The sequence below is a fragment of the Enterobacter cloacae complex sp. 394I7 genome, from assembly GCF_057320345.1.
The window spans coordinates 454,330-474,236 of the sequence record NZ_JBXWCR010000003.1; the positions used below are offsets into that span (position 1 = coordinate 454,330).

General features: G+C 56.0%; 16 protein-coding genes and 3 tRNA genes. 9 read left to right on the forward strand and 10 right to left on the reverse strand.

From position 1 onward, the window contains the following. Positions 1-6 precede the first annotated feature (6 nt). Genes amiB through nnr form a run of 3 tightly spaced genes read right to left on the reverse strand, consistent with a single transcriptional unit; the run spans position 7 to position 3,338 of the window. The gene (amiB, locus tag AC2FAP_RS15610) at positions 7-1,344 is read right to left on the reverse strand and encodes an N-acetylmuramoyl-L-alanine amidase AmiB (RefSeq protein WP_014168308.1); all 1,338 of its coding nucleotides are present in this window, start codon (positions 1,342-1,344) and stop codon (positions 7-9) included. Between the two features lie 16 nt (positions 1,345-1,360). Then, positions 1,361-1,822 carry a tRNA (adenosine(37)-N6)-threonylcarbamoyltransferase complex ATPase subunit type 1 TsaE gene (tsaE, locus tag AC2FAP_RS15615; RefSeq protein ID WP_014168307.1) on the reverse strand — a complete coding sequence of 154 codons (462 nt, stop codon included), beginning with the start codon at positions 1,820-1,822 and terminating at the stop codon, positions 1,361-1,363. Next, the gene (nnr, locus tag AC2FAP_RS15620) at positions 1,815-3,338 is read right to left on the reverse strand and encodes a bifunctional ADP-dependent NAD(P)H-hydrate dehydratase/NAD(P)H-hydrate epimerase (RefSeq protein WP_410388934.1); all 1,524 of its coding nucleotides are present in this window, start codon (positions 3,336-3,338) and stop codon (positions 1,815-1,817) included. Before nnr ends, tsaE begins: the two co-directional genes overlap by 8 nt. Here nnr and queG point away from each other — a divergent pair. Further along, positions 3,337-4,476 carry a tRNA epoxyqueuosine(34) reductase QueG gene (queG, locus tag AC2FAP_RS15625; protein WP_025206259.1) on the forward strand — a complete coding sequence of 380 codons (1,140 nt, stop codon included), beginning with the start codon at positions 3,337-3,339 and terminating at the stop codon, positions 4,474-4,476. The genes nnr and queG overlap by 2 nt on opposite strands. A 269-nt stretch (positions 4,477-4,745) precedes the next feature. On the opposite strand, the gene AC2FAP_RS15630 is transcribed toward queG, so the two are convergent. From AC2FAP_RS15630 to orn, 4 genes are all read right to left on the reverse strand, one after another. After that, positions 4,746-4,821 (reverse strand) — tRNA-Gly (locus tag AC2FAP_RS15630). A 36-nt stretch (positions 4,822-4,857) separates the two neighbouring features. Continuing rightward, positions 4,858-4,933: transfer RNA gene (locus AC2FAP_RS15635), tRNA-Gly, on the reverse strand. A 36-nt stretch (positions 4,934-4,969) separates the two neighbouring features. Then, positions 4,970-5,045 (reverse strand) — tRNA-Gly (locus AC2FAP_RS15640). A 215-nt stretch (positions 5,046-5,260) separates the two neighbouring features. Continuing rightward, positions 5,261-5,806, reverse strand: a complete 546-nt coding sequence (gene orn, locus AC2FAP_RS15645) for an oligoribonuclease (protein ID WP_013095280.1) — start codon at positions 5,804-5,806, stop codon at positions 5,261-5,263. 107 nt (positions 5,807-5,913) lie between these two features. Here orn and rsgA point away from each other — a divergent pair, with 107 nt between their 5' ends. The 3 genes from rsgA (at position 5,914) to mscM (ending at position 11,375) form a co-directional block, all read left to right on the forward strand. Beyond that, positions 5,914-6,966 carry a small ribosomal subunit biogenesis GTPase RsgA gene (gene rsgA / locus AC2FAP_RS15650; protein WP_020882951.1) on the forward strand — a complete coding sequence of 351 codons (1,053 nt, stop codon included), beginning with the start codon at positions 5,914-5,916 and terminating at the stop codon, positions 6,964-6,966. Positions 6,967-7,063: 97 nt separating this feature from the next. Then, positions 7,064-8,032: an archaetidylserine decarboxylase gene (asd, locus tag AC2FAP_RS15655; protein ID WP_020882952.1), complete on the forward strand. Its 969-nt coding sequence runs from the start codon at positions 7,064-7,066 to the stop codon at positions 8,030-8,032. A gap of 19 nt (positions 8,033-8,051) precedes the next feature. Then, on the forward strand, positions 8,052-11,375 hold the full coding sequence (gene mscM / locus AC2FAP_RS15660) for a miniconductance mechanosensitive channel MscM (RefSeq protein ID WP_025206261.1): 3,324 nt from the start codon (positions 8,052-8,054) through the stop codon (positions 11,373-11,375). Between the two features lie 39 nt (positions 11,376-11,414). Here the strand turns inward: mscM and yjeM are convergent, their stop codons facing one another. Further along, entirely contained in the window at positions 11,415-12,914 is a 1,500-nt protein-coding gene (gene yjeM / locus AC2FAP_RS15665) for a glutamate/gamma-aminobutyrate family transporter YjeM (protein WP_163304282.1), read from the reverse strand. A 200-nt stretch (positions 12,915-13,114) separates the two neighbouring features. Beyond that, positions 13,115-14,092 (reverse strand): elongation factor P--(R)-beta-lysine ligase, encoded by a 978-nt coding sequence (epmA, locus tag AC2FAP_RS15670; RefSeq protein ID WP_020882955.1) that lies wholly within the window; start codon positions 14,090-14,092, stop codon positions 13,115-13,117. Positions 14,093-14,402: 310 nt separating this feature from the next. Here epmA and frdA point away from each other — a divergent pair, with 310 nt between their 5' ends. From frdA to frdD, 4 genes are read left to right on the forward strand one after another with little or no spacing between them, the layout of a single operon-like run. Further along, positions 14,403-16,193 carry a fumarate reductase (quinol) flavoprotein subunit gene (gene frdA / locus AC2FAP_RS15675; protein ID WP_163304281.1) on the forward strand — a complete coding sequence of 597 codons (1,791 nt, stop codon included), beginning with the start codon at positions 14,403-14,405 and terminating at the stop codon, positions 16,191-16,193. Next, the gene (gene frdB / locus AC2FAP_RS15680) at positions 16,186-16,920 is read left to right on the forward strand and encodes a fumarate reductase iron-sulfur protein (protein WP_020882957.1); all 735 of its coding nucleotides are present in this window, start codon (positions 16,186-16,188) and stop codon (positions 16,918-16,920) included. Before frdA ends, frdB begins: the two co-directional genes overlap by 8 nt. Before the next feature lie 10 nt (positions 16,921-16,930). After that, complete coding sequence (frdC, locus tag AC2FAP_RS15685) at positions 16,931-17,326, forward strand: fumarate reductase subunit FrdC (RefSeq protein WP_163304280.1); 396 nt, start codon at positions 16,931-16,933, stop codon at positions 17,324-17,326. 10 nt (positions 17,327-17,336) lie between these two features. Continuing rightward, the gene (gene frdD, locus AC2FAP_RS15690) at positions 17,337-17,696 is read left to right on the forward strand and encodes a fumarate reductase subunit FrdD (RefSeq protein WP_032679414.1); all 360 of its coding nucleotides are present in this window, start codon (positions 17,337-17,339) and stop codon (positions 17,694-17,696) included. Positions 17,697-17,725: 29 nt separating this feature from the next. Here the strand turns inward: frdD and ampR are convergent, their stop codons facing one another. Further along, positions 17,726-18,601, reverse strand: a complete 876-nt coding sequence (gene ampR, locus AC2FAP_RS15695; protein ID WP_020882960.1) for a LysR family transcriptional regulator AmpR — start codon at positions 18,599-18,601, stop codon at positions 17,726-17,728. 132 nt (positions 18,602-18,733) lie between these two features. On the opposite strand from ampR, the gene blaACT reads away from it, so the two are divergent. Further along, positions 18,734-19,879, forward strand: a complete 1,146-nt coding sequence (blaACT, locus tag AC2FAP_RS15700) for an ACT family cephalosporin-hydrolyzing class C beta-lactamase (protein ID WP_163304279.1) — start codon at positions 18,734-18,736, stop codon at positions 19,877-19,879. The last annotated feature ends 28 nt before the right edge of the window (positions 19,880-19,907 follow it).

Below are 19,907 nucleotides of genomic sequence, written 5' to 3' on the forward strand. Positions count from 1 at the left end.
TTCTCCTTAGTTGGTCGCGGTCATCTCACCTGGCTGCGCTGCGCTGGCCGTCTGGGCGGCACCGCCCTGTGGCGCGGACTGCAGCGGATGCGCATCAAAGTATTTACGCAGACCGTTATAGATCGCTTCGGCAATTTGCTGCTGATAGCTGTCGCTGCCCAGCAGGCGTTCTTCAGCGTTATTACTGATAAAGCCTGTTTCCACCAGAATCGATGGAATATCCGGCGATCGCAGAACGCCAAGGCTCGCATGCTCCGGACGGCGCTTGTGCAATGACCCGATACCCTGCAGCTGATTCAATACATTTGTGGCGACATCATACCCGACGCGCTGGGAATGACCGAATTGTAAATCCAGCACCGCCTGGCTGAGATACGGATCGGCCTGGCTGTTTGCCAGCACATCACCCGCCCCACCTAACAGTTCGGACTGTTTCTCGTGCTCTTCAAGCCAGTTTGCCATTTCACTGTTCGCCCGACGGTTTGACAGCACCCACACTGAGGCTCCCGTGGCGTTACGGTTTGGCGCGGCATCCGCATGAATGGACACCAGGAAATTGGCATTTTGCTTACGTGCCACATCCGAGCGGCCCATCACCGAGATAAAGTAATCGCCGTCGCGCGTCAGCACGCCTTTAAACATAGGGTCGTCATTTAGCAGCGTCCGCAGCTTACGGGCAACCGCGATGGTGACATTTTTCTCCCGCGTACCGCCCGGGCCAATTGCGCCGGGATCCTGACCGCCGTGCCCCGCATCAATGGCGATAATCACTTTATCACCGCTGACCGCGCGACGTGCGCTGGCCGCCGGCCGCGTCACGGTATTGCTGCTGGTAACGCTGGTAATGCGGTCGCTGTCCGTTTTAAACGGATTACGTGCCGGTTCGGATGGGCGCGGGGTATAAACCGGCTCTTCCACGCGTTTCGCCACCACCGGTGGAGGCGGAGGCGGCGGAGGGGCGTCAGCGTTGATGGTAAAGACCACCGTATAATTCGCACCGTTTTGCTGCTTAACCGCTCTGGTTTTACCCTTTTCGGTTAGGTCGACCACCAGACGCAATGACTGGCTATCTTTTGGCGAGCCGGAACGAATGCTTTTAACCAGATTATTGCCGCTGAACTGGAGCGGTAACCCCTGGATAACCCCGGTTTGTTTGATATCCAGCGCCACGCTGTGGCTGTCTGGCTGTGAAAAAGCATATTCCGGATCGCCCATAAAGCTGAACGTGATCCTGGCCTGGCTTTCGCCGTTCGACACCTGAATATCCGACAGGCTTGCCGCCCCGGCCTGCGCGCACAGCAGCACCGTGGCAGCCAATAACCAACCTTTAACGCGACTAATCATCCCGTCATCCCTACGCTTAACCGGCCAGACGCGCCAGTAAGGAACTACCTGATGAGGAAACAGCACTGATGCGTGCCTCACGCCCTTGTGCCTGGTAATTTAAGTGAATTTCGACATCCGGGTCAGGCAACACACCCGCACCTTGTTGCGGCCACTCCACCAGGCAGATGGCATCATTGGCAAAATAATCACGGATCCCCATAAATTCCAGCTCCTCGGGATCCGCAAGGCGGTATAAATCAAAGTGGTACACCATGAGATTTTCAAGGGTGTACGGTTCTACCAGCGTGTAGGTTGGGCTTTTCACATTGCCTTTATGGCCTAACGCCTGCAGAAAACCCCGGCTGAAGGTGGTTTTACCCGCACCTAAATCACCATACAGATAAATGACGGTTGCCCCCTGACAGGCCTGTGCCACGCGTTTGCCAAGATCTAAAGTGGCTTGTTCATCAGGTAAAGAAATCGCTCGATTAGTCATTTTCTACGTCAATCACATCCGGGTTAACAACACGCCGTAGCGTGCAAAAAAGATCGGTGGCCAGCATTCCGCGTGTGCCGTAACGTGCCGCCAGCTTATCCGCCGCGACACCATGGGCCACGCAGCCAGCGCAGGCTGCATCATAAAGGGGAAGTTTCTGTCCAAGCAATGCGCCAATGATGCCTGAAAGCACATCGCCCATTCCGCCGCTCGCCATACCCGCATTTCCGGCATCGACAATGCCCATCGCCTCGTCGCTGGCGACAACGGTTCCTGCCCCTTTCAGAACGGCAACACCTCCGTAACGTTTTACCAGACGCCGGGCAGAAAGTAAGCGATCGCTTTCAATTTCTGCCACGCTGCAGTTAAGCAGGCGCGCGGCTTCGCCGGGGTGCGGCGTCAGAATGCGATTGTGACGCTTATCAGGATTGATTGCCAGAAGGTTCAGCGCGTCGGCATCCCACAGCATCGGTTTACGAAAATTCTCGACCTTCTGCAGGGCCTGTTTCCCCCAGGCCTGCTGCCCAAGCCCTGGGCCAATGACCACGACATCCGCCCATTCGAGACTCTCTTCAAGCGACTGCGGCGTCAATTCATGCACCATCAGCTCCGGACGGGCCGTAATAATTGGCGCACTATTTTCGATGCGCGTCAGCACCCGCACTAAACCGGCACCACAACGCAATGCCGCTTCCCCCGTCATGCGGATAGCCCCCGCCGTGCCGTGGTCACCTCCAATGATCACCAGCCTGCCGTGATCGCCCTTATGGGACGTCGGGCGGCGCGGCGGTAGCCACTGTGCCAGTAGCGAAGCATCAACGCGCGAAACGTGAGTTTCCTGCCCGGCAAGCCAGCTCTCCAGCCCCAGTGCGTTATGGTGCAACGTTCCCGTGACATCCCGTGCTTTACCGGTAAGCAGCCCCGGTTTCAGGGCGATAAAGGCAACGGTGTGCGCGGCCTGAATCACCGCGCCCGGCGTCGTGCCGGTTTGCGCCATCAGTCCAGAAGGTATATCCAGGGCCACCACCGGCGCGCTGTGGGCATTGGCACGTGCAATCAGGGTGGCAACCGGGTCGCGCGGCGCACTGCGTAGTCCGGTGCCCAGCAGGCCATCAATAATCACATCAATCTCTTCCGGCCAGACGATATCGGTGGCATGAATAACACCGCCCGCGTTCAGCCAGGCTTCCCGCGCCGCACTGGCCTCTTCTGGCAGCGGTTTATCGCTCTCCAGCGCCAGCAACGTCACGTGGATCCCGGCGGCAACCGCCAGTCGGGCGACGACATAACCGTCACCGCCGTTATTGCCGTGTCCGCATAAAATCAGCCAATGCGACGATTCAGGGTAAGCCGTGCGGGTAACGTTAAACGCCGCTTCGCCCGCGCGTTGCATCAGTTCATACAGGGTAATGCCGAGGCTGTCTGCGGCCTCTTTTTCGGCGTGCCGGAGGTCATCCGCATGCCAGATGGAATGTGGTATACTTTCGGGGTTTTTCTTCACAGTATGGTCCGTCATGTCACAGCCCCTCGATCTCAATGAATTAGCGCAAAAAATTAAACAGTGGGGTGCTGAGCTTGGCTTCCAGAAGGTGGGTATCACCGATACCGACCTCTCCGCCAGCGAGCCGAAACTGCAGGCATGGCTGGATAAACAATACCATGGCGAAATGGAGTGGATGGCGCGTCATGGCATGATGCGTGCCCGCCCACACGAGCTGTTGCCCGGTACATTACGCGTCATCAGCGTACGCATGAACTACCTGCCCGCCAACGCGGCGTTTGCTCGCACGTTAAAAAATCCCGCACTTGGTTACGTCAGCCGGTACGCCCTGGGCCGTGATTACCATAAGCTTCTGCGTAACCGTTTAAAAAAACTTGGGGAAACTATTCAGCAGCACTGTGTGTCGCTGAATTTTAGACCGTTTGTAGACTCTGCGCCTGTTCTTGAGCGCCCGATAGCAGAAAAAGCCGGGCTTGGCTGGACAGGTAAGCACTCACTTATCCTTAGCCGCGATGCCGGATCGTTCTTTTTCCTCGGTGAACTGCTCATAGATTTGCCGCTGCCGGTAGATGGTCCGGTAGAGGAAGGTTGCGGGCGCTGCGTGGCCTGCATGACCATCTGCCCGACGGGTGCCATCGTTGAGCCTTATACGGTGGATGCGCGCCGCTGCATCTCCTATCTCACCATTGAACTCGAAGGGGCGATACCGGAAGAATTCCGTCCGCTCATCGGGAACCGTATCTACGGCTGCGATGACTGCCAGCTGATCTGCCCCTGGAATCGTTACTCGCAGCTTACGGATGAAGACGATTTCAGTCCTCGTAAAGCGCTTCATGCGCCTCAGCTTATCGAGCTCTTCGCCTGGAGTGAGGCCTGGTTCCTGAAAGTCACCGAAGGATCCGCCATTCGGCGTATTGGGCATCTGCGCTGGTTACGTAATGTCGCCGTTGCGCTGGGTAATGCATCCTGGGATGAAGCCAATATTCAGGCGCTCGAAAGTCGCAGAGGTGAGCACCCACTTCTTGATGAACACATAGAATGGGCGATTGCGCAGCAAATCGAGAAGCGCAATGCCTGCGTTGTCGAGGTGCAGCTGCCGAAGAAACAACGGCTGGTGAGAGTGATTGAAAAAGGGCTTGTACGGGATGCTTGATATATTCACAGCCTGTGAATAAAAATAAAAACTCAAGCGCCATCGGGGCTGGCAATGAGGTCAAGTGATCTAAATAACATTTTGAAACGAAATTTACTTCATTAAATTCAGTATGTTAAGAAGATATTATTCACCCTGCTAATTTTCTTCTGGTCTGTAACTGAGTAGGGCTTCTGTGGATAACTCTGTTCACAAGAGTATTTCAGATGCAATAGAAAATGTCCCCAACGAAGCATTCCGCTGTGGATAATCTGGAGATGATAAGAATTTGGAGCGGGAAACGAGACTCGAACTCGCGACCCCGACCTTGGCAAGGTCGTGCTCTACCAACTGAGCTATTCCCGCTTGGGTGGTCCGTGCTGTGGAAGCACTTTCAAATTTTGGAGCGGGAAACGAGACTCGAACTCGCGACCCCGACCTTGGCAAGGTCGTGCTCTACCAACTGAGCTATTCCCGCTTGGGTGGTCTGTGCTTTAGAAGCACCTTCAAATTTTGGAGCGGGAAACGAGACTCGAACTCGCGACCCCGACCTTGGCAAGGTCGTGCTCTACCAACTGAGCTATTCCCGCAAATTTGCACTGCTTTTGTTGCTGTCGTAACGTGTATTTCTCTGTCGTTACGGGAGGCGCATTATACGAGAAATCCGTTTAGCTGCAACCCCCCTAAAAGCGTTTTTTGTGAAATTCAGTTCAAGTGATGGAATATTCATCGCTTTGCACGTTTTTACACCATTCATGCGTTCTGTAGGCCGGGTAACGCGCAACGCCCCCGGCAACCGCCTGAATTACAGCTTAATAAAGTTCTCGCGATAATACGCCAGTTCGGCCACAGACTCACGGATATCGTCCATGGCCTGATGCGTACCCTGCTTTTTAAAGCCATCCAGGATTTCCGGTTTCCAGCGACGCGCCAGCTCTTTCAGGGTGCTCACATCCAGATAGCGGTAATGGAAGTAAGACTCCAGCTCCGGCATGTACTTAAACAGAAAACGGCGATCCTGACCGATGCTGTTACCGCAGATAGGTGATTTGCCCGCCGGAACCCACTGTTTCAGAAACTCAAGCGTTGCCAGCTCCGCCTCGCGATCGCCCATGGTGCTAGCCTTAACGCGCTCCACCAGCCCGCTCCCCGTATGGGTGCGCACGTTCCACTCATCCATTAACGCAAGCTGGTCGTCGGACTGATGAACCGCGATAGTCGGCCCTTCCGCCAGAATATTCAGGTTGGCATCGGTCACCAGGGTTGCAATCTCAATAATGCGATCGCGCTCGGGATCCAGCCCGGTCATTTCAAGATCGATCCAAATCAGGTTGTTTTCATCCGCGCTCATGTTATTTTCCACCCTTCTCGCATAACCGGCTGTAGCAGGTTAACTAGTATTAATTAGAGTGTATCATAGAGGTTTTGCCCCTTACGGGCGACCAGGAGCCAGCGCGATTGAGTAAAAATAAACTCTCCAAAGGGCAGCAGCGCCGTGTGAATGCCAATCACCAGCGCCGTCTTAAAACCACTTCGGAGAAGGTCGATTACGACGACAACCTGTTTGGCGAACCGATGGAAGGCATCGTCATCAGCCGTTTCGGTATGCACGCCGACGTGGAATCCGCCAACGGTGAGATTCACCGCTGCAACATCCGCCGGACGATTCGTTCTCTGGTAACCGGCGATCGCGTGGTCTGGCGCCCGGGTAAAGAAGCGGCGGAAGGCGTCACGGTAAAAGGCATCGTTGAGGCGGTCCACGCGCGTACGTCGGTACTGACCCGTCCCGATTTCTACGACGGGGTTAAACCTATCGCAGCCAACATTAACCAGATCGTTATCGTCTCGGCGATTTTGCCCGAACTTTCGCTCAATATTATCGACCGATACCTTGTCGCCTGTGAAACGCTGCAGGTTGAACCGATCATCGTACTCAACAAAATCGATCTGCTCGATGAAGACGGTATGAACTTCGTCAACGAGCAGATGGATATCTACCGCAACATCGGGTATCGCGTTCTGATGGTTTCCAGCTATACCAAAGATGGTCTGAAACCGCTTGAAGAGGCGCTTACCGATCGCATCAGCATCTTTGCGGGACAGTCCGGTGTGGGCAAATCAAGCCTGCTGAACAACCTTCTCGGCCTCCAGCAAGAGATCGTGACCAACGATGTATCTGATGTTTCTGGCCTGGGCCAGCACACTACCACCGCGTCACGCCTGTATCACTTCCCGCACGGCGGCGATGTCATTGACTCCCCGGGCGTGCGTGAATTCGGTTTGTGGCACCTTGAGCCGGAACAAATCTTCAACGGATTTGTCGAATTCCATGATTATTTAGGTGCTTGCAAATACCGCGACTGTAAACATGACAATGACCCGGGCTGCGCTATCCGTGAAGCGGTCGAGAAAGGCGAAATAGCGGAGACCCGCTTTGAAAACTACCACCGCATTCTCGAGAGCATGGATCAGGTAAAAACGCGTAAAAACTTTTCTGATTCTGATAACTGACAACTAAGCTAAGCATCGCTAAAATCGTCCCCTTTTTTCAGGTTCCGGCGCTTTGCGGCCGGATCAGGAACGACAAAACAATGGCCTGGAGGCTACCTTGTTAAACTCATTTAAACTTTCGCTTCAATACATTCTGCCGAAACTGTGGCTCACTCGCCTGGCGGGCTGGGGCGCGAGCAAACGAGCGGGCTGGCTGACCAAACTGGTCATCGACCTTTTCGTAAAATATTACAAGGTCGACATGAAAGAGGCGCAGAAGCCGGATACCGCCAGCTACCGCACCTTCAACGAGTTTTTCGTCCGCCCACTGCGCGACGACGTGCGCCCGCTGAATACGGACCCTAACGTGCTGGTGATGCCTGCAGACGGCGTGATTAGCCAACTGGGTCACATCGAAGACGACAAAATCCTGCAGGCGAAAGGCCATAACTACAGCCTGGAAGCGTTGCTGGCAGGTAACTACCTGATGGCGGATCTGTTCCGTAACGGGACCTTCGCGACCACCTATCTCTCACCGCGCGACTATCACCGCGTGCACATGCCGTGCAACGGCATCCTGCGTGAAATGATCTACGTTCCGGGCGATCTGTTCTCCGTGAACCACCTCACGGCGCAGAACGTACCTAACTTGTTCGCCCGTAACGAACGCGTCATCTGCCTGTTTGATACTGAATTCGGCCCTATGGCGCAGATTCTGGTGGGCGCGACCATTGTCGGCAGCATTGAAACCGTCTGGGCTGGCACCATCACCCCACCACGTGAAGGCGTGATCAAGCGCTGGACCTGGCCTGCCGGTGAAGAAGAAGGCTCTGTCGCCCTGCTGAAAGGTCAGGAGATGGGTCGCTTCAAGCTGGGCTCAACCGTTATCAACCTGTTTGCACCGGGTAAAGTTAAGCTGGCCGAACAGCTTGAAAGCCTGTCGGTCACCAAACTGGGTCAGCCGCTGGCCGTCTCTACCGAAACCTTCGTAACGCCGGTGGCAGAACCTGCACCGTTGTCCCAAGAAGAGATCGACGCCGAGCACGACGCCAGCCCGCTGGTTGACGACAAAAAAGACGAAGGCTAATAACAGAAGGATCGCTGACGTGCGCCCGATTATCGTTCTACTGATGGCCTGGTGCCTCAGCATGGGGGCGTACGCAGCGACAGCCCCCGACGCAAAACAGATAACCCAGGAACTGGAGCAGGCAAAAGCGGCAAAACCCGCTCAGCCAGAGACCGTTGAGTCGCTCCAGTCCGCCCTGAACGCGCTCGCGGAGCGAAAAGGCTCCCTTGAGCGTGCGCAGCAATATCAGCAGGTTATCGACAACTTCCCCAAACTCTCGCAAACGCTGCGCTCGCAGCTCAGTAATCTGCGTGATGAACCGCGCGATATACCGGCGGACATGTCTTCTGATGCGCTGAATCAGGAGATCCTCCAGGTCAGCAGCCAGCTTCTGGAAAAGAGCCGTCTGGCTCAGCAGGAGCAGGAGCGGGCGCGTGAAATTGCCGACTCGCTCAGCCAGCTTCCCCAGCAGCAAACCGATGCCCGCCGCCAGCTTAATGAAGTTGAGCGTCGCGTTGGCACGCAAAGCGGCAACACGCCGCAAGCGCAGGCGCAGAATCTGGGGCTGCAGGCCGAATCTGCTCGCCTCAAAGCCCTTGTCGATGAACTGGAGCTGGCGCAGCTGTCCGCCAATAACCGCCAGGAGCTGTCGCGGATGCGCTCTGAGCTGGCGCAGAAGCAGAGCGAACAGCTGGATGCATATCTGCAGGCCCTGCGTAATCAGCTTAACAGCCAGCGACAGCGCGAAGCCGAGCGTGCGCTTGAAAGCACCGAACTGCTGGCGGAAAACAGCGCGAACCTGCCCAGCGGCATCGTTGAGCAGTTTAAGGTCAACCGCGAGCTCTCTGCGGCGCTGAATCAACAGGCGCAGCGTATGGACCTGGTGGCCTCGCAACAGCGTCAGGCTACCAATCAAACCCTGCAGGTCCGCCAGGCGCTTAACACACTGCGTGAGCAGTCCCAATGGCTAGGGTCATCAAACCTGCTGGGTGAGGCGTTACGCGCGCAGGTCTCACGCCTGCCGGAAATGCCCAAACCGCAACAGCTGGATACCGAAATGGCTCAGCTGCGCGTGCAGCGACTGCACTTTGAGGATCTGCTCAACAAACAGCCGCAAATCCGCCAGATCCGTCAGGCTGACGGACAGCCGCTGACCAGCGAGCAGAACCGCATTCTGGAAGCCCAGTTGCGTACCCAGCGTGAACTGCTGAACTCCCTGCTCCAGGGCGGGGATACGCTGATTCTGGAACTGACCAAGCTCAAGGTCTCTAATAGCCAACTGGAAGATGCGCTGAAAGAGGTGAATGAGGCAACGCACCGTTATCTCTTCTGGACCTCCGACGTGCGGCCGATGACCTTCTCGTGGCCGATTGAGATTGTTCAGGATCTGCGCCGCCTTATTTCGCTGGATACCTTCAGCCAGCTGGGCCAGGCCAGCGTGATGATGCTCACCAGTAAAGAGACCATTTTCCCGCTGCTGGCCGCGCTGATTCTGGTGGGCTTCAGCATTTACTCGCGCCGGTATTTCACCCGATTCCTGGAGCGCTCCAGCGCCCGGGTGGGGAAAGTTACGCAGGATCACTTCTGGCTGACGTTACGCACCGTCTTCTGGTCGATTCTCGTCGCCTCACCGCTACCGGTCCTGTGGATGACGCTTGGATATGGCCTGCGGGAAGCCTGGCCCTACCCGCTCGCGGTGGCCATTGGCGATGGCGTCACTGCCACGGTGCCACTGCTGTGGGTGGTAATGATTTGCGCCACGTTCGCGCGGCCCAACGGTTTGTTCATCGCTCACTTCGGCTGGCCGCGTAATCGCGTTGCACGCGCCATGCGTTACTACCTGATGAGCATCGGACTGATTGTGCCGCTGATTATGGCGCTGATCATGTTCGATAAACTCAACGACCGGGAATTCTCAGGGTCGCTGGGCCGCCTCTGCTTTATGCTGATATGCGGGGCGCTGGCAATTGTCACGCTCAGCCTGAAACGCGCCGGTATCCCGCTCTATCTGGATAAATCCGGTAACGGCGACAACATGTTCAACCGGCTGCTCTGGAACTTGCTGCTGAGCGCACCGCTGATTGCCATGCTGGCAGCGACGGTGGGTTACCTGGCGACCGCCAAGGCGCTGCTGGCGAGGCTTGAAACCTCGGTGGCGATCTGGTTCCTGCTTCTGGTGGTGTATCACGTGATACGCCGCTGGATGCTGATCCAGCGCCGCCGTCTGGCGTTCGACCGTGCCAAGCACCGACGGGCAGAGATCCTCGCCCAGCGTGCGCGTGGCGAGGAAGAGCCAAACCATGTCAACAGCACAGAAGGCACGACGGAAGCTGACGAAGTCGAGCTGGATCTGGATGCCATCAGTACCCAATCCCTGCGACTGGTACGCTCGATCCTGATGCTGATTGCCCTGCTGTCGGTGATCTTCCTGTGGTCGGAAATTCACTCCGCGTTTGGCTTCCTGGAAAACATCTCTCTGTGGGACGTAACGTCCACGGTACAAGGTGTGGAGAGCCTGGAGCCGATTACCTTAGGCGCGGTGTTGATTGCCATTCTGGTGTTGATCATCACCACCCAACTGGTGCGTAACTTCCCGGCGCTGCTGGAGCTGGCCCTGCTGCAGCATCTCGATTTAACCCCGGGGACGGGATACGCAATTACCACCATCACCAAATATCTGATCATGCTGTTTGGCGGGCTGGTCGGCTTCTCAATGATTGGCATTGAATGGTCGAAACTGCAGTGGCTGGTGGCGGCACTTGGTGTGGGGTTAGGGTTTGGCTTACAGGAGATCTTCGCCAACTTTATCTCTGGCCTGATTATTCTGTTCGAAAAACCGATTCGTATTGGCGATACGGTAACGATCCGCGACTTGACCGGCAGCATCACCAGGATCAACACGCGCGCCACCACGATCAGCGACTGGGACCGTAAAGAGATCATCGTGCCGAACAAGGCGTTTATTACCGAGCAGTTTATCAACTGGTCGCTGTCAGACTCCGTCACGCGTGTGGTGCTGACGGTACCTGCGCCGTCGGATGCCAACAGCGAAGAGGTCACTCAGATCCTCTACACCGCCGCGGAGCGCTGTTCATTTGTGATCGACAACCCGGCGCCGGAAGTGTTCCTGGTGGATTTACAACAGGGGATCCAGATTTTCGAACTGCGTATTTACGCCGCCGAAATGGGACACCGTATGCCACTGCGTCATGAGATCCACCAGCTGATTCTGGCAGGGTTCCGTGAGCACGGCATTGATATGCCGTTCCCACCGTTCCAGATGCGTCTGGAAAGCCTGGACGGGCGTAAAACGGGAAGAACGTTAACGTCAGCGGCGCGCACACGCCCGGCAGGAAGTCTGTAACCCTTCTCCCCTCCCTTCCGGGAGGGGAATGTTTGACCGCTACGCCACTTCCGTCAGCAACGCCACAGAACGTCGGCGGTAATTCTCATAAATCCCCATCGCCAGAAGCGAGAAGAAGACTGGACCGCCCACCATCCACAGTGCGCTACTCCAGTCATTCGCCTCAATCACCGGCTGAATAACGGTAAAGATGTTGGCGAATGCCACTACCAGCACCACCACCGTGGTTGCCAGCAGCGTGGCGGCGCGCGTTTTGAAAATCACAAACGGACGCTCAAGATCCTGCTTCGCCTTAAAGAACGGGAAGGCCAGGCTCAGAAAGAGATAAGGCAACGTCATCGACACGTTCGCCATCAGGGTCAGCTTGTTATAAAACGCTGACGCGGTATCCCCACCAAACGACACCAGCAAAATGAACACGCTGACCAGCAGGCACTGCATCCACATGGCGTTGGCGGGCATACCCGCGGTATTCAGTTGCGTCATGCGTGCAGGCCACAGCGCTTTTGGCGTGCCCTGAATTATCGCTTTCAACGGAGAGTAAATCAGCGTGAAAAACGCGCCGGTATAGGCAAGGAACATGGACAAGCCGGTGATGCGTGCAAACCAGACGCCCATCGCTGCCGCCGCTTCCGGTGTCAGATTCATCGCTTGTCCCAGCGTCATCCCCAGGCTTTTCATCAGCACATAGGTAATGTTGCCCAGGTTAGTGGTGTTGTTGCTGAGTACCTGCTGCCAGTTGGTGCTGACGCCCCAGAGGAAAATTGCCAGCGAATAGCCAATGGAGATAACTATCGCGGCAAAAATAATGCCTTTCGCAAAGTTCTTTTCCGGGTTCTCGGTCTTGTCGACCAGACCGCCCACCGCCTCAATACCGCCGTACGCAAAAATGGCAAACACCACAAAGGAGAGCATAGCGAGCCCGGACTGATAGCTCGGGTTGGGCGAGGAAACGAAGTTCACCTCCTGAGCGAAATGTCCGCCGTTCAGGCACAGAATGGCAATGCTGACCAGCAGCAGCACCAGATTCAGGCACATCACCGAGATCCCGCCCACGGCGGTAATGCGGGCAATTTTGTTGATGCCCTTAGACGCCACCAGCGTTACAACCACCATCCAGCAGACGGCCAGAATCCCGACCACCTGCGTGGAACTCAGACCGGCCAAAGACCAGACCTGAGTGTAATCGCTGCCGAAAACAAACGTCGAAAACGGTACCCAGACCTTGGCCGCCGTACTGACCATCCAGACCACATACGAGGAGAACCACATAAACGTGCCGATAAACGCGTAGCGCGGGCCGATGCTGTTGTTCATCCAGGAATAGATCCCGCCCTCTTCTTTGCGGTAAGCCGCCCCCATTTCCGCCATCATCAGCGCAAACGGTATGAAGAAAAACAGAGCCGAGACGATGTAGAACGGCGTTGCGCTGTAGCCCATCAGATAGAAAGCCGACGGGCTGTTGGCAAAGCCAAAGACGGAGGTAAAAATCATCAGGATGAGCCCGGTGAGGGTCATCTTTTTAAGTGACTGGGACATAGCGCCATCCAAAGGAAGTTAAACTGCGCGGATGGTAGCAGATGACCAGACTAATATTGTGGCTATTAGGGGCAAATTAAGAAAAAGACCTGCGTACAGAGAATGTGGCAGTTTTTAATGTTGTCGTGCGGAAATGGAAAGGTTAATTGATATCAGAGGTGAGCCGGGTAAGCGACAGTGCTACCCGGCAATACGGTGCGTTATGCGCGATCGACCGTAAACGCGATCACTTCGCCCAGCTGTTCTGCACCCAGCGCCAGCATCACCAGACGATCAACGCCCAGCGCCACGCCGGAGCAGTCCGGCAGACCCGCTTTCAATGCTTCCAGCAGATGGGTATCAATGGGCTGCTGCGGCAGACCACGTGCCGCGCGCTTGCGGTTATCCTGCTCAAAACGCTGCTGCTGTTCGCGTGCGTCGGTCAGTTCGTGGAAGCCGTTCGCCAGCTCGATACCTTTGTAATAGACCTCAAAACGCTCCGCCACGCGGTGATCTTCGGTGCTGATCTGCGCCAGCGAAGCCTGGCTTGCCGGGAAGTGATATACAAACGTCGGCCGGTCTTTGCCAATTTGCGGCTCAACGCCAAAGGTGAAGAGCAGTTGCAGCAGCGTGTCGCGGTCTTCTTCGGTATCTGCCACGTTGCTCAGATCCAGTTTTGCCGCCACTTCGCGCAGCTGCGCTTTATCCGCAGAGAGCGGATCAATTTCCAGGTAACGCTGGAAAACCTGCTGATAAGAGAGCGTTTCCGCTTCTGAGCACTCCAGCACCTGCTGCAGCAGATCGTCCACCTCGTTCATCAGGCGGTACATATCATAATGCGGACGGTACCACTCCAGCATGGTGAATTCCGGATTGTGGTGACGCCCCATCTCTTCATTACGGAAACTGCGGCACAGCTGATAGACCGGGCCACACCCTGCCGCCAGTAGGCGTTTCATGTGGTATTCCGGGCTGGTCATCAGATACAAATTCATGCCCTGTGAGTGGCCAGGACCAACAAAACGGGTTTCAAACGGGACCAGATGAATATCCGTTACCGTTGCCTGACTCATGCACGGGGTTTCCACCTCAAGGACGCCGCGGTCGGCAAAGAAGCGGCGGATCTCCGCCATAATTGCAGCGCGTTTTAGCAGGTTGGGGATGGATGCGCTCGGCTGCCAGGTGGCCGTTTCGCTCATGAGTTTTTCTCCGATTTCAGACAAGGGCACGAAGTCTACTCGTTACCAGGGACGGAGACAAATTTTGCGCAGTAAAAAAGCGCATTTCATTTAGGTGAACAATTGCGCAACGAAATTCATTACTCACCGCGATAAATCGCCGCACAGAACAGCAAAAAAATCGAACACGTCAAATTTCCCTGACATCCACGCGGTTATACTGCTTTACCCATAAAGGAGCAGTGGAAACGCTTTCGCAATCGTCCTTTTGGACGGGTGAACTACCTTTAGTTTATCGCGTTGCGAAATAACAAAAATCTGGAGGAATGTCGTGCAAACTTTTCAAGCCGATCTTGCCGTTATAGGCGCTGGCGGGGCTGGATTACGTGCTGCGATTGCTGCAGCACAAGCTAATCCCAACGCTAAAATCGCATTGATTTCAAAAGTCTATCCGATGCGCAGCCATACGGTTGCCGCAGAAGGAGGATCCGCCGCCGTTGCGCAGGATCATGACAGCTTCGAATACCATTTCCACGACACGGTTGCAGGGGGCGACTGGCTTTGCGAGCAGGATGTCGTTGACTACTTTGTACACCATTGTCCTACGGAGATGACCCAGCTTGAACAGTGGGGATGTCCGTGGAGCCGTCGTCCGGACGGCAGCGTCAACGTTCGCCGCTTCGGCGGGATGAAGATCGAACGCACCTGGTTCGCCGCCGATAAAACCGGCTTCCACATGTTGCACACCCTGTTCCAGACCTCCCTTCAGTTCCCACAGATTCAGCGCTTTGACGAACATTTCGTCCTCGACATTCTGGTTGATGACGGTCATGCGCGCGGTCTGGTGGCGATGAACATGATGGAAGGCACCCTCGTCCAGATCCGCGCCAACGCGGTGGTCATGGCTACCGGCGGTGCGGGGCGTGTTTACCGCTACAACACCAACGGCGGTATCGTCACCGGTGACGGCATGGGCATGGCGCTTAGCCACGGCGTGCCGCTGCGGGATATGGAGTTCGTGCAGTATCACCCTACTGGTCTGCCAGGCTCCGGCATTCTGATGACGGAAGGTTGTCGTGGTGAAGGCGGTATCCTGGTCAATAAAAATGGCTACCGCTATCTGCAGGATTACGGCATGGGCCCGGAAACCCCGCTCGGCGAGCCGAAAAACAAATACATGGAACTGGGCCCGCGCGACAAAGTATCTCAGGCCTTCTGGCACGAGTGGCGCAAAGGCAACACCATCTCCACGCCACGCGGCGATGTGGTCTACCTCGACCTGCGTCATCTTGGCGAGAAGAAACTGCTGGAACGTCTGCCGTTCATTTGCGAACTGGCAAAAGCCTACGTTGGCGTCGATCCGGTGAAAGAGCCGATTCCGGTACGTCCAACGGCCCACTACACCATGGGCGGTATCGAAACCGATCAGCAGTGCGAAACCCGCATTAAAGGGCTGTTTGCCGTGGGCGAGTGCTCCTCTGTCGGCCTGCACGGTGCTAACCGTCTGGGGTCAAACTCACTGGCGGAGCTGGTGGTCTTTGGCCGCATGGCGGGCGAACGCGCGATGGAGCGTGCTGCCACCGCCGGCGAGGCGAACAGCGCGGCGCTGGATGCCCAGGTCGTTGACGTCGAAAAACGGCTGAAGAACCTGGTGAACCAGGAAGGAAATGAAAACTGGTCGAAAATCCGCGACGAGATGGGCCTGTCGATGGAAGAAGGCTGCGGTATCTACCGTACCCCTGAACTGATGCAAAAAACCGTGGATAAGCTGGCAGAGCTGCAGGAGCGCTTCAAGCGCGTACGCATTACCGATACCTCCAGCGTGTTCAACACAGACCTGCTCTATACCATTGAGCTGGGTCACGGCCTGAACGTGGCGGAATGTATGGCGCACTCTGCGCTGGCACGTAAAGAGTCACGCGGCGCGCATCAGCGTCTTGATGAAGGCTGCACCGAACGTGATGACGTCAATTTCCTGAAACACACTCTCGCCTGGCGCGATGCGGATGGCACCACCCGTCTGGACTACAGCGACGTGAAAATCACGACGTTGCCACCGGCTAAACGCGTGTATGGCGCAGAAGCAGAAGCCGCCGAGAAGAAGGAGAAGGCGAATGGCTGAGATGCAGAAACTGAAAATCGAAGTGGTGCGCTACAATCCGGAAGTGGACACCGCACCGCACAGCGCATTCTATGAAGTCCCTTATGACGAGCAAACCTCTCTGCTGGATGCGCTCGGCTATATCAAAGATAACCTTGCGCCGGACCTGAGCTACCGCTGGTCGTGCCGTATGGCAATCTGCGGCTCCTGCGGCATGATGGTCAACAAGGTGCCAAAACTGGCCTGTAAAACTTTCCTGCGTGAATACACCAAAGGCATCAAAGTAGAAGCGCTGGGTAACTTCCCGATTGAACGCGATCTGGTGGTCGATATGACTCACTTTATCGAAAGTCTGGAAGCGATTAAGCCGTACATCATCGGCAATCCACGTACGCCGGATCAGGGGACGAACACCCAGACGCCAGCTCAGATGGCGAAATACCATCAGTTCTCCGGCTGCATCAACTGTGGTCTGTGCTACGCCGCGTGTCCACAGTTTGGCCTGAATCCAGAGTTTATTGGCCCGGCGGCCATTACCCTGGCGCACCGCTATAACGAGGACAGCCGCGACCACGGTAAAAAAGAACGTATGGCGCAGCTTAACAGCCAGAACGGCGTCTGGAGCTGTACTTTTGTGGGCTACTGCTCCGAAGTCTGTCCGAAGCACGTCGACCCGGCCGCCGCTATTCAGCAGGGTAAAGTGGAAAGCTCGAAAGACTTTCTTATCGCCACCCTGAAACCACGCTAAGGAGTGCATAATGACGACTAAACGCAAAGCCTACGTGCGGCCAATGCCGTCCACCTGGTGGAAGAAACTGCCGTTTTATCGCTTCTATATGCTGCGTGAAGGCACCGCGGTGCCGGCGGTCTGGTTCAGCCTGGAGCTGATGTATGGCGTTTATGCCCTCAAACATGGCCCTGAAACCTGGGCCAGCTTTGTCGGCTTCCTGCAAAACCCCATCATCGTGATCCTGAACCTGATTGTGCTCGCGGCAGCGCTGCTTCATACCAAAACCTGGTTTGAACTGGCGCCAAAAGCGGCGAACATCATCATTAAAGACGAGAAAATGGGGCCAGAGCCTGTCATTAAAGGGCTATGGGGCGTGACGATCCTCGTCACTGTGATCATTCTGTTTGTCGCACTGTTCTGGTAAGGAGACTACTGTGATTAATCCAAATCCAAAACGTTCTGACGAGCCGGTCTTCTGGGGACTGTTTGGCGCAGGGGGGATGTGGAGCGCCATCATCGCGCCGGTCATCATCCTGCTGGTCGGTATTATGCTGCCACTGGGGCTGTTTCCGGGCGATGCGCTGGGTTACGAGCGAGTACTGGCCTTTGCCAGCAGCTTTATTGGCCGTGTGTTCCTCTTCCTGATGATCGTCCTGCCGCTGTGGTGTGGCCTGCACCGTATTCACCATGCGATGCATGACCTGAAAATCCATGTCCCGAGCGGGAAATGGGTGTTCTACGGCCTGGCAACCATCCTGACGGTGGTTACGCTGATTGCCGTGGTTACTATCTGATACATCAGGCCCGCCCCCCGGCGGGCCTGTCATTTCTGCATTTTCCCCACCAGCCACTGCGCAAACTCACGCATTGCAGGGGTTTCTGTCCGTGACTGCAATCGGGTTAACCAGTAACTGCCCAGCTCAATCTGTGTCGCAAACGGCTGAATGATACGTTCACTGTTCAGCAGATGAGTGAACATACCCACAGGCGCGATAGCAATTCCCACGCCGGCCTGCGCGGCTTCCAGCATGGTAACGGATGAATCAAACACCATCACCCGATGCGTTGGTGACGGCGGGAGTTCGCCCGCGGCCTGCATCCACGCCGACCATTCGTCGCGTCGGTAGGAGCGCAGCAGCGTAAACTTCAGCATATCCGCCGGTGCTTGTAGCCCGACGGCAATTTCAGGCGTGCACAGCGGAGCCAGCGGCGCAGAACACAGAAACGTCGCTTCAGTGCCATGCCACGCCCCTCCACCGTAGCGGATCGTGTAATCAAGCCCTTCGGCGGCCGGATCGACACGGTTATTATGGGTCGAAAGATGCAGATCGATATGCGGATAGCGGCGACGGAAATCATCCAGCTGCGCGAATAACACCCCGGTCGCAAAAGTCCCCACCACGCCAATTTTAAGCTTCTCCAGCGCGCGATGACTGGCAAAGCGATCCAGCATGCCGGCGATACGATCAAACGAATCGTTCAGCACCGGCAGCAGATTCTCGCCCTCTGTCGTCAGCATCAATCCGCGCGAAACCCGGACAAACAGCTGACAGTTCAGATGTTGTTCCAGCGTCTTAACGTGCTGACTGATGGCTGAATGGGTGACATTCAGCTCAATGGCAGCATTAGTAAAACTGAGGTGCCTTGCGGCGGCTTCGAAGGCACGAAGCGAATTAAGCGGTAAATAGCTGCGTGTCATCGACCCATCCGTTAGAAAAATTAACAGCTAATGCTAAATTTAACCGTTTGTCAGCCACAGTCAAATCCAACAGACTGGGTATGTCTGACGGGCCCGGACACTCCCTTGACTCGCTATTACGGAAGATAACTGATGATGAAAAAATCCCTGTGCTGCGCTCTGCTGCTCAGCACCTCCTGCGCTGCATTAGCCGCACCTCTGTCAGAAACACAGCTGGCGAAGGTCGTGGAACGTACCGTTACGCCCCTGATGAAAGCGCAGTCTATTCCGGGTATGGCGGTCGCCGTGATCTATCAGGGCCAGCCGCACTACTTCACCTTCGGCAAGGCCGATGTCGCCGCGAACACACCCGTCACTGCACAAACGCTGTTTGAGCTGGGCTCAATCAGCAAAACCTTCACCGGCGTTCTGGGTGGCGATGCTATTGCTCGCGGTGAAATTTCGCTGGGCGATCCGGTGACCAAATACTGGCCTGAACTGACCGGCAAACAGTGGCAGGGCGTTCGCATGCTGGACCTGGCAACCTATACTGCCGGTGGCCTGCCGTTACAGGTGCCCGATGAGGTTACCGATAATGCCTCGCTGCTGCGTTTTTACCAGTCCTGGCAACCACAGTGGGCGCCAGGCACCACGCGTCTTTATGCGAATGCCAGCATCGGTCTGTTTGGGGCTCTGGCAGTGAAACCTTCTGGCATGCGCTTTGAGCAGGCGATGACGGAGCGGGTCCTGAAGCCGCTTAACCTGAACCATACGTGGATTAACGTTCCGAAGGCAGAAGAACAGCATTACGCCTGGGGTTATCGTGACGGTAAAGCGGTTCACGTTTCGCCGGGCATACTCGATGCCGAAGCATATGGCGTGAAAACCAACGTGAAGGATATGGCGAGCTGGGTGGTGGCTAACATGGCCCCCGATGGGGTACAGGATGCCTCACTGAAGCAGGGCATGGTGCTTGCACAGTCTCGCTACTGGCGCACAGGCTCGATGTACCAGGGCCTGGGCTGGGAGATGCTCAACTGGCCGGTAGAAGCCAAAACCGTGGTGGAGGGCAGCGACAACAAGGTAGCACTTGCACCGTTGCCCGTGATAGAAGTGAACCCTCCTGCACCACCGGTAAAAGCGTCATGGGTGCATAAAACAGGCTCGACGGGCGGATTTGGCAGCTACGTGGCATTTATTCCTGAGAAGGAACTCGGCATCGTTATGCTGGCGAACAAGAGCTACCCGAACCCGGCACGCGTGGAAGCGGCATACCGTATTCTGAGCGCTCTGCAGTAAAATCTTGCCGGGTGATGCTGATGCCCAC